The following is a 14,298-nucleotide window of genomic DNA, read 5'->3' as shown; positions in this document are numbered from 1 at the left end:
AAAGCCATACAATTAACTTTGAAAAAGACAATGCCTCAATCAGATCTTCAGATATTCGATTCTCCCTTTCAACAACGTAAAAAACATATATTCCGTGATGTTTTGGAATATATGTTTGTGCTTATCATCACTTTAAGTGCTATTTTAGCAGCTCTTCTTTCTTTTTCAGATAAACTTAGAGCATATTTTTAAAAGTAAGCAGCCGATCCAACTGTGATAAGGGTTGGACTGTCTTTAAAATTTCTTTTGCTTTTTTTTCATCACGGTGCATTTGTGCAATCAAAGGTTCAAGCCCATCAAATTTTTCTTGTCCGCGTAAAAACTGGAAAAAAGAAACGGTACAGCTTTCCCCATAAAGGTCGTCATTAAAGTCAAATAAATAGGTTTCCAAAAGAGGGACCCCATCTTTAACAACGGTTGGACGACAACCAAAGCTTGCAACCCCATCATATAAAACACCGTTAGTGCGACGCAAGCGTACCGCATAAACACCATGAGCCAAACGAACTTGAGGAGGCAACATCTGATTAGCGGTAGGAAATCCCAAAAGACGTCCAAGTTTGTCGCCTTGAATAATATTGGAACATACCCGATAGCGATAGCCTAATAAATGGGCTGCTTGGTCCACTTCTCCTTGTGAAAGAAGTTGCCGAATAAAACTAGAGGAAATAATCAACGATTGTGAATCTTGAGGATGAGAAACACATGGATGAGAAACATAAGGAACCTGCACAACCTCAAATCCCTCTTCTTTTCCTCTTTGACAAAGAAGAGAGACGTTTCCACTTTTCTTATGACCAAATTGAAAATTTTCGCCAGTCACCACAACAGAAACATCAAAAGTTTCCTTTAAAATCGACTTGATAAATTCATCGGCTGAAAGAGTAGCAAATTGAGCATCAAAGAGCTGCTCAATCACGCCATCAAAGCCCACAATTTTAAAAATTTCAGCTTTTTCAGCCGCCTCAGTCAAACGATAGACAGGCGCTGAACGTTGAAAAAAACTTCTTGGATGCGGTTCAAAAGTTAAAACAACAGCGGGTTTCTTTTTTATCCGCGCAAAATCAAGTGCTTTTTGCAACACCCCTTGATGCCCACAATGAACACCATCAAAATTTCCAAGTGCCAACACGGCTCCCCGCCAAACCGAGGGAAACATATGAATTCCCTGAAGACGCAAAAATTTAGCCATTACTGAAGTGCCCACATGATTGCTTGTGGCCTATAACCATGACATTCTAGAAAAGAATGCAAAGCTTGCTTATCCACCACACCATTTTGCATATAATCATAACAATGAATCCCCCCCATAATATAAAGGGCATCAAGACCAAATTGGGCCGCTCCTTTAATGTCCGTCAAAAGACCATCACCAATCGCTAAAACTTGACTTTTTTCTACTGTTCCACGCATATTTTGAAGTTTTTCAAAGGCACACTCATAAATAGGAGCATGAGGTTTTCCAGCAATGCGAACTTCTCCTCCTAATTGTTGATAAAGACGTGCCAATGCGCCAGCACACCAAAATTCCTTATTTCCGTAATGAACAATCACATCAGGATTAGCACAAATAAAGGGTAAATTCCGCGCTTTTATGCGACAAAACATCGCCTCATAAGCAGAAGGTTCTTCCTCAAAATCTTCAAGAAAACCGCTACAAACGACAACAGAAGCTTCCCTTTCTTCAACAAATTCACACATCAACCCTTCAAATAACACCAAATCACGTTGTGGACCGATGAAAAAAACTTGACGCGGTGCAGCACAAATGAGATCCCGCGTGACATCCCCTGACGTGATAATGGCATCATAATAGTCACGATGAACATTCATGCTTTGTAATTGAGCCGCAACATCTTCCCGTAGTCGAGGAGAATTCGTCAATAAAATGACCGTTTTTCCCATTTGTCGAATTTTATACAACGCTTTCAACGCTGGTTCAAATGCCTGCACACCATTATGCACAACACCCCACACATCACAAAAAACAGCATCATAACGTTCTATAACAGTCTCAATATGGGTAAGCTCATTCATGGTGCACCTATCTCTATTTGTCATTGATCAAGCTGTCTTTACTTCAAAACTACTTATCGAAAGATAAGACTTCTGTCATCTGCTTTCTCAAACCATATCTCAACTTTGCATCGCTTATTAAAGATCATAAGAAATGATAAAATAAATAAGGTATCAAAAGCCCGTGCAAAATTCTAAAACGCTTTATAACAAAAGCTCATCATTCCACAATACTCATTTTCTTCATAAAAACTTCAATTCCAACAACAACTGCGTTGATACAGCTTTTTAGCGAAAACACTCAAATTTTTAATTTGAAAAATAAATAAATTTAAAAAACGCTTTAAAATTACTTTCTTAAGGATAAAATCCTTAAATTTATAATTATCGTTTATTCTTCAAACCTCATGGGAATTCCAAATATCTTTTCTCATTTCAAAATCTGTTTATATTGAATCAATCAAAACACTTCGTTTTCCCATTCATTAAGTAGAAGAAATAATAAAAACATTTAAAGATAAAAAAATAAAATCTCTCAAATTCAAATGCAGAAACTATCAAAGTATTTTGAACAAACAAAGAGTATGTGGCATCTATGCCGTCATGCATCTTTTTTTTCAATAAAGATAGAAACATAGCGTTTATCCTATCCATAGAAGCTTTCCCTTGATACACTTTCGTGTAGCATCATTCGTAAAATGCGTATGAGCATTGAGAAAAATCTTTTAAAAATAAGCAGGTATAGACAACAACCAAATCTATTTCGTTTTGAGTCTGTTTTGCATGAAGGATATCCATTTATGAAAGCTTTTCCCTCTCATCATGAGATTTCAACCACATAAAAAAACCATTTTGGTTATTGATCAAAGACCTCTTTAGTTCTCCCCTAGGGCGCTTAATCTTAAAATCCACGGGGGGCTCCCTTCATCAAATGCAGGACTGAGAACATAAGTTTTGTGAGTGAATTTTAAAAAAATTGAAAGGCAAACAGTCTCTTAATTTTAGAAGTCTATCCATTTTAAGAAAAGTGCTTTTTATTGCCAATCCTCTCAAATTACTTTATGAATGGAGGTGTTTTGGTCGCATACGCAGCGACCAAGTGGGCTCTAAAACCCGAAACCTAAAATAAAAATTTACTCCGCTTTGCGGGTATCCCAGAATTCCGGGAGTTTTTGCACTGTCCAAGTGTGTCTTACACACTAAAAGCAAAAAAACTGACTAGAGCTCAGTATTTTCAAGCTCCCGGAATACTTATGCGAGGGCGCTCGCACTAGGTGGGAGCAAATGCAAACTCAGAATCTTAATATTGGTCTTTTTGTCGGTAAAAAAATTCGCTTAAAGCGAAAAATATTGGGAATGTCTCAAAAAACCTTAGGAGACGCTTTAGGGGTAAGTTTTCAACAAATTCAAAAGTATGAAAAAGGCTTAAATCGTGTGAGTGCAGGGCGCTTAAAGGCAATTTCCGATATCCTAAATGTTCCGGTTTCCTTTTTTTACACGGATATTATCACAAAAGAAAACACCTCGTACCATCATGAAGAAGTCGCATCAAACAGAGAAGAATTTTTGCTTTTAAAAAGTTTTAGAATTCTGACATCTGTCAAACAAAAAGCCATTTTAAAATTAATTTCTGATCAAAATTAAAATGTTTTACATGATCTTTATCACTGCTTTCTGTTCTAAAAACAAAACGCTTGCAATTTATATCACAACGCGTTTTTTCCAAATTCTCCTTGATTGACTTCCTACGATAGGAAACACAATATTTTCTTTTCATAAGCCTTCATACCGCTTCATAAATATTCCTCTGACAATATCTCGCAACGCATCATGGCAAGAGCACTTGAAACATCCATGAAAACAATTCATGATACAAGTCTTAAAATATTGAGCAACATGTCTTTTGACTGTTCCAAATTTTGAAAGGTTCTATCCTCTCCACCTTCCCTGTTTTAAAAGGACCAGCGACAAATCTAATGTCGTCTCTAACAGTTTCACTAAGCAAACCTCAACCTCTCAAAGGACAATATTCCATAAGGCTCTACGCGCAAAAACGTCCTAAAAAGCTAGCCTCCCCGCCCCACCTTGAAGCACCAAAACGTTTCAATCCAGTTCAGTCTGTAAATAATGCAATAATCCGTTTTTTTAAGTGAGCATATTCACTTGTTTTATTTCATATCACCTTTATATCACCAACCTCAAAGAACACCATCTCATGAGACTGTCTGGTTTGTCCTGATCTCACACATTTTTGCAATAAACATCAAGGAAAATCAATAAAACCAATCAAGGGCTTGCAAACGGGTTATAAGATCCATTATCTCGTCGCCACTTGAAGGGTTCGGTGAAATCGCTTGACCAAAGACCAATCTTATTGTTACGTGCTTTTTCTTCTGCATGATGGTACTGTGTTGGAAGAGGATTTTTACCCTCCTTTGGGAGCACCAGCATCCCTTCTCTAAGACCTGCCTCAGCTAAATCAATCCCTTGAACAAAACATTGCGCATAATAAACACCATTGTGCATAAAAGCCCGCTTACAGGATAAATCCTGACCAAGTGTTTTGGTGACAAGCCAAGCCGTTGTAACCGCACCGCAGGGCCATTCTTGATCCTTTAATTTTGCTTTTTGGCGTGGTGCGCATGTGTCCACACCATAAAGATGAATATCACGGGTCATATGGGATCGCCAAGATTGTGCAGAAGGTGTTAGTAATTTAAATGTAACCCCACTTGTAACCGATGCCCTACCATGAAAAACAAGCACATTATGTACCTCATCATTTGATGCAACGCTCTCCTGCTGATCAAGCGCTGGTTTATTTTCTTCTAATGACTGTTGGGAGATCGATTGCCTTAATTTTTTTTCTTCCTTGTAGAGATCAACAATATCTTGAATATCTTTCATTTTTAATATTTCAAGAAAGCTGAAATCTATTTTATCCTTATATTGACTTAATCCCCACATTATAGAAACTATAATGTAAATCATAACAATCAATTTAAATAGCATCTCTTAACACGCTCGCTTAAAAAATTCATTGTTTTTCTATCCTTTCACATTATTTATCAGCAATCCCCTTGTTTTTAAAGAAAAAATCAAAATATCTGTGTTACACATTAACTACATTTTGTAAAGAATAATATTCTTTCTCACCTTGTTTTAATATTGTTGTCTTAACTAAAAGTACAACTTAAAATTGCCATTTTCATGTAACACAATCTCAGTTTGAAAAGACTTCTGTCTCTTTAAAAAGAAGTATTTGAGAGTGAGAAAATCCACGATCAAGACTTTTAAAACAAAAAAACGAGGAGTTTAGACTGTCATAAAATAACAGAATTCTCCAGGTGTTAGAGGCAATGGAATGTCGATAGATGAACAAATATTGTTTGTTAAAGAGAGGTAAAATGACAAATAGTAGATTTCAGAACATCATTTTTATCGTGATCATGCTGCTTTTTACAGCAGTATTTGTATCCGATCCTTCTTTTGCTGCTCCTGCTCCTAATGGGGGTGGTTTTGGGAATCTTGATGGTGTTTTAGGCAACATTGTCACCATGATGACGGGTCCAACGGCAAGGCTAATTGCCATTATATGTGTTGCTGCTGTAGGTATTGGTTGGATGTACGGCTTTATTGATTTACGCAAAGCAGCTTACTGTGTTCTCGGTATTGCTCTTGTTTTTGGTGCCCCCGCTCTTGTCACTAAATTAGCGGGTACAGCATAAATGAACGAAGATACCCTTTTCCTTGCCTGTACACGTCCGGCCATGTTTATTGGTGTTACAATGGAAGCGATGGCACTCAATGTCATGGCGACATCCATTCTCTTTATTGTGACCAGTGATTTTACCATGTTTGGTCTTGGAGTTGGGATGCACTTTATTTTACGTGAAGTGACAAAATATGATCACAACCAATTTCGCATACTATTTGCGTGGCTCAATACCAGAGGAAAACAAAAAAATATCAGCCGATGGGGAGGAGGTTCTACCTCCCCCTTACGCCTTGTCCGCACTTATAAGGAACTAAGCTGAAGGAATACAACCGGTGAAACATATGTCAATGATGAAACGGGAAACTTTGCCTGAAGAATATATTCCCTATATACGTTACATCAACCAGCATGTCATTGCTTTAAATTCACGCTGTTTAATGGTTGTGATGGCTGTCGAGGGTGTAAATTTTGATACGGCAGATACTGATCAAATCAATTCTTTACACAACCAATTAAACACGCTTTTGAAAAATATTGCAGATGAACGGGTTGCTTTATATTCTCACATCATTCGCCGTCGTGAAACGATTTATCCAGAAGGCCATTTTATTTCATCTTTTGCAACAACATTAGATGAAAAATACAAAAAGAAAATGGTTTCGCAAGAGCTGTATCGCAATGATCTATTTATTTCATTGCTTTGGAATCCTGCAGCGGACAAAACGCAGAAATTAGCTTCATTTTTTCAGCGCTTGAGCAAAGCAAAAAAAACACAATCTGAACCCGATGAAGAAGCTATTCGTAAACTCGAAGAATTAAGCCAAGATCTCATGCAAGGTTTAGAAGAATATGGGGTCCGTCTCCTAACAATCTATGAACATGAAGGGCTTTTATTTTCCGAACAAAGTGAATTTCTCCATCAATTGGTGGGCGGAAGGCGTGAACGTATTCCTCTGACATTTGGCACCATTGCATCAACGATCTACTCAGATCGTGTTATTTTTGGAAAAGAAATTATTGAAATTCGTCATGAAAGCAATGAACGCTTTGCCGGCATGTTTGGGTGGAAAGAATACCCTTCTAAAACACGCCCAGGAATGACCGATGGTTTGCTTACGGTCCCGTTTGAATTCATCTTAGCACAATCCTTTGTTTTTAAAAGTAAAGCAGCCGCCAGTGCAATTATGAGCCGCAAACAAAATCAAATGATTAATGCAGCCGACCGTGCTAGCTCACAAATTGATGCGCTCGATGAAGCCTTGGATGATTTAGAGTCAAACCGTTTTGTTTTGGGCGAACATCATATTTCTTTAGCTGTTTTTGCCGATCACCCCAAAATATTGACTGAGAACTTATCAAAAGCACGCTCCCATTTAACCAATGGGGGTGCCGTTATTGCCAGAGAAGATTTAGGATTGGAAGCTGCATGGTGGGCGCAATTACCCGGAAACTTTAGCTATCGTGCGCGTTCAGGCGCCATTACCAGCAGAAACTTTGCCGCTTTATCGCCCTTCCATTCTTTTCCTGTTGGCAAATTGAACGATAATATTTGGGGTCCTGCTGTCGCTTTGCTCAAAACACAGGCTGGTTCACCTTACTATTTTAATTTTCATTATGGTGATCTTGGAAACACGTTTGTTTGTGGTCCATCGGGATCTGGTAAAACAGTGATTGTTAATTTTCTTCTTGCACAATTACAAAAACATAATCCAACCATGGTTTTTTTTGACAAAGATCAAGGGGCAGAGATTTTTGTCCGCGCTGGAGGAGGAAAATATAAACCTTTAAAAAATGGACAGCCCACCGGTATTTCTCCCTTAAAGGGCATGGAATACAGCGAAAAAAATAAAATCTTTCTTCGCAATTGGATCTTAAAGCTCGTCTCAGCTGAAGGGCAAATTGTGACCGAAGAAGAGCGACAAGAGATTGCCAAAGCCATCGATTCCTTAGAAAATTTACCCCCAACACAACGCTCTCTTGGGGCTCTTCAACTGTTTTTTGACAATACATCAAAAGAAGGGATTGCCATACGACTACAACGCTGGATTAGAGGAAATGATTTAGGATGGGTTTTTGACAATGATCAAGATGATCTCAATTTAAATGCACAATTCATTGGCTATGACATGACCGATTTCTTAGACAACGAAGAAATTCGGCGCCCCTTAATGATGTATCTCTTTCACCGTATTCTTGATCTAATTGATGGACGACGCATCATTATTGTCGTTGATGAATTCTGGAAAGCTTTAGAAGATGATTCATTCAAATCTTTTGCGCAAGATCGGCTAAAAACAATCCGTAAACAAAATGGCATGATGCTCTTTGCAACACAAAGCCCCAAAGACGCTTTAAACTCCACAATCGCACACACAATTATTGAGCAATGCCCCACTCAAATATTTTTTCCCAATCAAAAAGCAAATTATAACGATTATGTCGAAGCTTTCAAACTCACTGAGCGTGAATTTGAACTGATACAGTTAGAATTAAGCAGAGAATCCCGTCGTTTTCTTATCAAACAAGGACAAAGTTCTGTTGTTGCAGAGCTTAACTTACGTGGAATGAGCGATGAGATCGCCGTTTTAAGCGGCACAACTCAAAATATTGAACTCATGAATGAAATTATAACCGAATATGGAGAAGACCCTAATGAATGGCTACCCATATTTTATCAAAGGAGAAAAAACAATGAAAAAATATAGCTTAGCAACACTGTTATCTTTTTCTTTTATTTCTCATGCATTATCACAAGTCTCACCAGATGCTGATGAATATTATAAACAAGCACTCGAGAACACACAAAAACTCGATATTGCGAAATCAGAAACCGCTGAGACTATTTATAAGACTGCAACTGAAAAGACAAAAAAAATCAAAGAGATAAGAGATCAACTTGAACAACTCAAAGCACAAATAAATACAGCAACAACTAAAACCGAAACTGAAACTGAAAAACAATCTAAACTTGAAGAATTGCAGAAACTTCAAACCCTTCAGCAAGAACTTCAATTAAAAGTTTCTCTTCTTCAAGCTGATCTTCAAGCGAATGCGTTAAAACTTCAGTCTCTGAGTATGATTCAAGCCAAAGATACGAAGACAAAAGAGGAGCTGCGTGAAGAAAAGGAGCAAGAAAAACATAAAACAATTCAAGCACAATTAAAAGAAAAAGAAGAAAAACTAAAAGAAAAACTTGAAAGCACTGGTACAGATGTCAGACTATAGTTCTCCTACATTTGATAAGTTTTCTCCATTTACAAGCATTTCTGGGTATATTTTAAACCCTCTCGAAAATGTGATGGACACAACGGTGAGTGGGTTATCTTCTGCTATTTCAGCGCCCTTAAATCTTGCTGCAATCATTTTTATCTTTCTTTATGGCTACAATGTTATGACAGGTCGCGTTGCGCTTTCCATGCATAGTCTTCTCAATAATGTTGTTAAAATCGTTGTTGTGACAACAATGGCAACGAATGCGGATACATTTAATAGTTATGTCAAAGATATTTTCTTCAATGATTTGTCCAACGCTATTGGCAATGCGTTAAACAGAAATCCTGCAGACTCCAATGTTTTTGATTATATTTTGTTAAAGGCAAGTGACCGCTATCAAGAGGTCTTATATAACGCTTGGCTTTTTGAAAAGATCGTTGTGGGGATTCTCGGTGCTATAATGCTTTTCACTGTTATTCTCTTTTGTATAGGTGGTTTTATTGTCCAAATGTTTGCACAAGTTGCACTGGTTATTATTATAGGTCTTGGACCTCTGTTCATTAGTTTATATTTGTTCAATGCAACGCGAAAATATACCGATGCATGGATTACAACTTTGGTCAATTTTACCATTTTACAAGTTCTTGTCATCATGCTTGGAACAATTATATGTCAAGTTATCCTACAGGTTCTCAAAATTTCATATGAATCAATTTACATTCTTTTCCCTCCTGTCATGGTCATTTCTATCATAGGAGTTATTATCTTCCGTGCACTGCCCAGTATTGCCACAGCACTAGCCTCTGGCGGACCATACTTTAGCGCTGGTATCTCTTCAGGAGGACAGATTTTCACAATGGTTGCCAATAGTGCAAGAACAAGTGCTAATGCAATAAAAAGTGCTACTTTAAACATCTCAGGAGCTGCTGGTAAAGGTACGGCAGGCGCCGCAGCAAAAGCAGGAAGCTCAGGAAGCGCTGGAGGGGGTGGTCGTGGACGGTTTTAAGATAAAGGACCTCTCTAAAAGGATAAGTATTTTTTCCTTGCGTGCGCCAAAGGGCGCACGCGTCATCCTTCTGTTCCATGAAAAACTTAACATCTTAGGCCTTACAACAAAATCAAACACAGTCTTGCATCACATAAACTTGTAAAAGTGTTTAAAATAAAAGGCTCTCATGCATTGTATTCCAAGATATTTGTGAGTTCAAAAAATGAAACGAAAAATAACTTTTGTTATGATCCTAACAATCGCGCTTACCGGTTGTGCCTCTCTAAGTGGCCCCAAAAAACCACCACGCTGTAATGGCAAACAGACACGTGCTTTAAATAAAGACAAGTGGAATTGGGAAAATAAAAACGTTGTCCACTCAGAAAAGGACGTAAAGCCTGTTAGAACGCCCATCATTCTCAATACTTTGGAAAGTGAAAAAGTAACGGGCAACTTAACAATTCATCCAGCTTTATTAAAGCCGGCTATTTATGAAGCACGATCCGACAAAACTGTGGAGGTTCCGCGTGAAAAGTGATGCCCTTGAAGAATATATAAAAGAAGCCCGCTCTTTTGACATTGACCGTATGCATGGCATGCGCGTGCGGATGAAAATTTCCATGGCGTTAACAATACTTTTTGGATTGATGACAATTGCGCTCGCTTTGGCTGTCGCAGCTTTAACGCCTTTGAAAACGATAGAGCCTTTTGTTATCCGCGTTGATAATTCAACAGGCATTATTGACACTGTGAGTGGTCTAAAAGAATCTCCTAACGACTATGATGAAGCAATAACGCGTTATTTTGCAAGCCAATATGTTCGTGCTCGTGAAGGTTTTCAAACCTCAGAAGCAGAAAACAATTTTCGCTTAGTTTCTCTTTTATCTTCTCCAAAAGAACAAAACCGTTTTGCAAAATGGTACGCGGGCAATAATCCAGAAAGTCCACAAAATGTTTATCATAACATGATTGCGACAGTCACAATCAAATCAATTTCTTTTATAAGCAAAGATCTTATCCAAGTTCGTTACTATAAAACGGTCAGAGACTTTAATGAAAAAGAAAATATTTCCCATTGGATTTCAATTTTAAATTTTTCCTACGTAAACGCACACATTTCAACGTCTGATCGTCTCATCAATCCGCTTGGTTTTCAAGTATCGGAATATAGATCTGATCCAGAGGTGATAAAATGATTAGACTTTTACAAATAATCTTTTTAATTTTCACAATCACTTTCAGCTTTCACACAGTTCTCTCATTTGCGGAAACAGCACCTGTCAGTGCCCGTAAAGATAACCGCATCAGATTTATCAATTATGACCCCTACAACGTCGTACAAATCATTGGCTCCATTCGCTCTTCCGTTCAGCTGGAATTTGCCGATGACGAAGAAGTAATCTATGTAGGAATTGGAAATTCCGTTGCTTGGCAAGTTGCGCCGGCTGGCCACTTTGTTTTTCTCAAACCGCGTGAAGTTCAACCTGTGACCAATTTACAAATCGTCACAAGCCGCCAAGATGGAACACAACGCTCTTACCAATTTGAGCTGCAAATCCGTGAAGGCGATGTTTCAGCGGGCAATGAGACCTATTTCTTGGTAAAGTTTCGTTATCCAGAAGATGAAGCCTTGCGGAAGAAACAAGCCGAAGCCGCAAAAGCTGAACAACGTGAAGAAAACTTTGTCAATGATATTTTAAATATCCATGAAGATTTTGGACCACGCAATTGGGCTTATGAAGCGCAAGGCTCATTCCTCATTGAACCTGCTTCTGTGTATGATAATGGAAAAACAACAACCTTTACCTTTTTAGGTAATGTTGAAATCCCCACCATTTACCTTGTAACGCCTGATGGGCAAGAAGCCCTTATTCCAAAATCAATTAAAGGCAACAAAGTTATTGTTCATGCAACAGCAGCACAATTCACGCTACGGCGTGGGAATGAAGTATTGTGCATCTTTAATAAGAGATTCAACCCAGAAGGAATTAATCCTGAAACGGGAACGACATCACCATCTGTACAACGTAAAGTGAACATAGGAAACAGCCATGAATAACGCCGTGGATGAAAAAAACATTAATGATCGCGATACAATAAAAAATGCTCAAGGGAAAAGTCAACAGAACAATATAGGGAAAGCAATCGCCCTTGTTATTCTTTTCAGTGTCTGTCTTTATTTAGCCTATTCAACACTTGTTACAGACAAAAAACAACTTATAGAGAAAAAGCAACCGATTGAATCTTTAAAAGAAGGGAAAGTTATCAAACAAACAGAACTTTTCCGCCCTGCACGACCAAATCCTCCCTCCTCCCTTGAACAGACGCACCAAAATAACGCTCTGTTACCCAAAGTCGAGCTACCAACACCCAAGATCAATCAATTAAATTCTGATGATTCCCTGTTGGAAGCAGCCCAACGTGCTCCTGTATTAGCGTATGCGAATACACAACAAAGCAAAATAGATTTACAAACCAATAAAAACGTTTTGCCTCACCAACTAGAAAGCAAACCGGATGAAACAACACAACGTTTTAATCATCTTCTCAAACCCACCATGCTTGAAGGTATTCGTGCTTCAACCCTTGGCAATCGAAATTATATCATCGCGATGGGAACATCTATCCCTTGTATCTTAGAAACAGCCATCAACAGTGATCAACAAGGTTTTGCCAGTTGTATCATCTCCAGAGATATTTTATCAGACAATGGCCGTGTTGTGCTCCTTGATAAAGGCACCCAAATTGTTGGTGAATATCGCGCTGGATTGAAAAAAGGCCAAAAACGTCTCTTTGTGCTATGGAATAGAGCAAAAACCCCCAATGGTATCATTATATCCTTAGCTTCACCGGCAACAGATAGTTTAGGACGCTCTGGTATTGACGGTGATATCGATAATCATTGGTTAGAGAGAATTGGATCTGCACTTCTTGTATCCCTGATAAAAGATGCAACAAGCTATGCTAATAAACGTTTATCAAAAAAACAAGACAAAGAAGAGAAAGAAACAATCTCTTCAGGACAAAACATTGCAAATATTATTGTCGAAAATTACGCCAATATTCCTCCAACATTATCCAAAAACCAAGGGGAAATGGTGAACGTTTTTGTTGCCCGCGATTTGGACTTTTCTGGCGTTTATAAATTGAAAGTCATCGAAAACAAAAAACAGATTATCAAACGAGCTGTTTCAAGAAACTTTTACAAAAATTCTGCGATACCTTTAGAATGAACCAAATCTTACACACCATGAACGACGAAACCCTCACGGTTGTTCTCACAAAACTTGAACCGATCAGTGCTTTTTTGAAAGATGAGAGTCTTTTTGAAATTGTTATCAATCGTCCCTATCAAGTGATGACGGAAGGGCTGGATGGTTGGAAAACAATAGAAGCACCGGCTCTCTCTTTTAATGAGCTTATGGGGATTGCGAAAGTTGTCGCTTCCTATTCCAAGCAAAATATTTCAGACAAGAATCCAATATTATCCGCAACTCTGCCTGGCAATGAACGCATTCAAATTGTCATTCCACCAGCTGTCGAAAAAGGCACAATTAGTATGACAATTCGTAAACCATCATCACAGAATTTTTCTCTCGAAGAACTCGCTCATAAAGGTCTCTTCTCGCACTGTGAGCAGGTCTCTTTCACGCCATTGAATGATTATCATACGCGTTTTAATGAACTCAAAGTCATCGAGCATAACTTAGCCAATGCCTACTGCAATAAAGACTTTGTTTCCTTTTTAAATCAAGCTGTAGAATACCAGAAAAATATTTTAATTGCGGGAAAAACGGGTTCGGGAAAAACAACATTATCCAAAGCATTAATCGCCAAAATTCCTCAAGACGAGCGTATTATCACCATTGAAGACACACAAGAATTGGTGATCCCACACCCTAACCATGTCTCGATGATCTATTCAAAAGATGGACAAGGCTTAGCTTCTGTTGGCCCCAAAGAATTGCTTGAATCATCTTTACGAATGCGTCCTGATCGTATTCTTTTGCAAGAACTTCGAGATGGTACAGCCTTTTATTATATCCGCAATGTCAATTCGGGCCATCCAGGGTCAATTACGACGGTTCATGCCTCAACAGCCCTTGCTGCTTTTGAGCAAATGACCCTTTTGGTCAAAGAAAGTGAAGGAGGGGGCGATTTAGAGCGTGATGATATTCGAGGTTTATTGATTTCAATGATTGATATCATCATCCAATGCAAACGGGTTGAAGGAAAATTTAAGGTCACAGAAATTTATTATGATCCTTTCAAACAACGAAACATCTTTGGAGGTAATTAAGACAAGATCATATCGGTTGAAGGCTCTTTTAAAGCAACGATTGGACATACATTGCACATAAAA

At 38.3% G+C, this 14,298-nt stretch carries 15 protein-coding genes; 12 read left to right on the top strand and 3 right to left on the bottom strand.

Annotation, left to right across the window (positions count from 1 at the left end; all coding sequences use genetic code 11):
* Nucleotides 1-175: 175 nt before the first annotated feature.
* The gene (locus PVV65_RS05245) at nt 176-1,192 is read right to left on the bottom strand and encodes a bifunctional riboflavin kinase/FAD synthetase (RefSeq protein ID WP_273789454.1); all 1,017 of its coding nucleotides are present in this window, start codon (nt 1,190-1,192) and stop codon (nt 176-178) included.
* The gene (locus PVV65_RS05240; RefSeq protein ID WP_273789453.1) at nt 1,192-2,037 is read right to left on the bottom strand and encodes a TIGR01459 family HAD-type hydrolase; all 846 of its coding nucleotides are present in this window, start codon (nt 2,035-2,037) and stop codon (nt 1,192-1,194) included. Before PVV65_RS05240 ends, PVV65_RS05245 begins: the two co-directional genes overlap by 1 nt.
* Before the next feature lie 1,263 nt (nt 2,038-3,300).
* Here PVV65_RS05240 and PVV65_RS05235 point away from each other — a divergent pair.
* Nucleotides 3,301-3,660 carry a helix-turn-helix domain-containing protein gene (locus PVV65_RS05235; RefSeq protein WP_273789452.1) on the top strand — a complete coding sequence of 120 codons (360 nt, stop codon included), beginning with the start codon at nt 3,301-3,303 and terminating at the stop codon, nt 3,658-3,660.
* A 332-nt stretch (nt 3,661-3,992) separates the two neighbouring features.
* Complete coding sequence (locus tag PVV65_RS05230) at nt 3,993-4,169, top strand: hypothetical protein (protein WP_273789451.1); 177 nt, start codon at nt 3,993-3,995, stop codon at nt 4,167-4,169.
* Between the two features lie 133 nt (nt 4,170-4,302).
* On the opposite strand, the gene PVV65_RS05225 is transcribed toward PVV65_RS05230, so the two are convergent.
* On the bottom strand, nt 4,303-5,028 hold the full coding sequence (locus tag PVV65_RS05225; RefSeq protein WP_273755206.1) for a thermonuclease family protein: 726 nt from the start codon (nt 5,026-5,028) through the stop codon (nt 4,303-4,305).
* A gap of 395 nt (nt 5,029-5,423) precedes the next feature.
* Here PVV65_RS05225 and PVV65_RS05220 point away from each other — a divergent pair, with 395 nt between their 5' ends.
* The 10 genes from PVV65_RS05220 (at nt 5,424) to virB11 (ending at nt 14,235) form a co-directional block, all read left to right on the top strand.
* Nucleotides 5,424-5,744, top strand: a complete 321-nt coding sequence (locus PVV65_RS05220) for a TrbC/VirB2 family protein (protein WP_273755205.1) — start codon at nt 5,424-5,426, stop codon at nt 5,742-5,744.
* Nucleotides 5,745-6,053, top strand: coding sequence for a type IV secretion system protein VirB3 (locus PVV65_RS05215; RefSeq protein WP_273755203.1), 309 nt, complete (start codon nt 5,745-5,747; stop codon nt 6,051-6,053). It abuts the gene before it with no gap.
* 22 nt (nt 6,054-6,075) lie between these two features.
* A complete protein-coding gene (locus tag PVV65_RS05210) occupies nt 6,076-8,439 on the top strand; it encodes a VirB4 family type IV secretion/conjugal transfer ATPase (RefSeq protein WP_273789466.1) in 2,364 nt (787 codons plus the stop codon).
* Nucleotides 8,426-8,959: a type IV secretion system protein VirB5 gene (locus tag PVV65_RS05205; RefSeq protein WP_273789450.1), complete on the top strand. Its 534-nt coding sequence runs from the start codon at nt 8,426-8,428 to the stop codon at nt 8,957-8,959. Before PVV65_RS05210 ends, PVV65_RS05205 begins: the two co-directional genes overlap by 14 nt.
* Nucleotides 8,946-9,953 carry a type IV secretion system protein gene (locus PVV65_RS05200; protein ID WP_273789449.1) on the top strand — a complete coding sequence of 336 codons (1,008 nt, stop codon included), beginning with the start codon at nt 8,946-8,948 and terminating at the stop codon, nt 9,951-9,953. The genes PVV65_RS05205 and PVV65_RS05200 overlap by 14 nt, the downstream gene beginning before the upstream one ends.
* 205 nt (nt 9,954-10,158) lie before the next feature.
* On the top strand, nt 10,159-10,473 hold the full coding sequence (locus PVV65_RS05195; protein WP_273789448.1) for a type IV secretion system protein VirB7: 315 nt from the start codon (nt 10,159-10,161) through the stop codon (nt 10,471-10,473).
* On the top strand, nt 10,427-11,131 hold the full coding sequence (locus tag PVV65_RS05190) for a virB8 family protein (protein ID WP_273789447.1): 705 nt from the start codon (nt 10,427-10,429) through the stop codon (nt 11,129-11,131). The genes PVV65_RS05195 and PVV65_RS05190 overlap by 47 nt, the downstream gene beginning before the upstream one ends.
* Nucleotides 11,128-11,994, top strand: coding sequence for a P-type conjugative transfer protein VirB9 (gene virB9, locus PVV65_RS05185; protein ID WP_273789446.1), 867 nt, complete (start codon nt 11,128-11,130; stop codon nt 11,992-11,994). Before PVV65_RS05190 ends, virB9 begins: the two co-directional genes overlap by 4 nt.
* Entirely contained in the window at nt 11,987-13,168 is a 1,182-nt protein-coding gene (virB10, locus tag PVV65_RS05180) for a type IV secretion system protein VirB10 (RefSeq protein WP_273789445.1), read from the top strand. Before virB9 ends, virB10 begins: the two co-directional genes overlap by 8 nt.
* Nucleotides 13,165-14,235, top strand: a complete 1,071-nt coding sequence (virB11, locus tag PVV65_RS05175) for a P-type DNA transfer ATPase VirB11 (protein WP_273755190.1) — start codon at nt 13,165-13,167, stop codon at nt 14,233-14,235. The genes virB10 and virB11 overlap by 4 nt, the downstream gene beginning before the upstream one ends.
* Nucleotides 14,236-14,298 lie beyond the last annotated feature (63 nt).

The organism is Bartonella sp. ML70XJBT (genome assembly GCF_028618425.1).
Lineage (GTDB): Bacteria > Pseudomonadota > Alphaproteobacteria > Rhizobiales > Rhizobiaceae > Bartonella.
The sequence above is the reverse complement of the archived record's forward strand: the minus strand, read 5'-3'. Positions and strand labels throughout refer to the sequence as shown.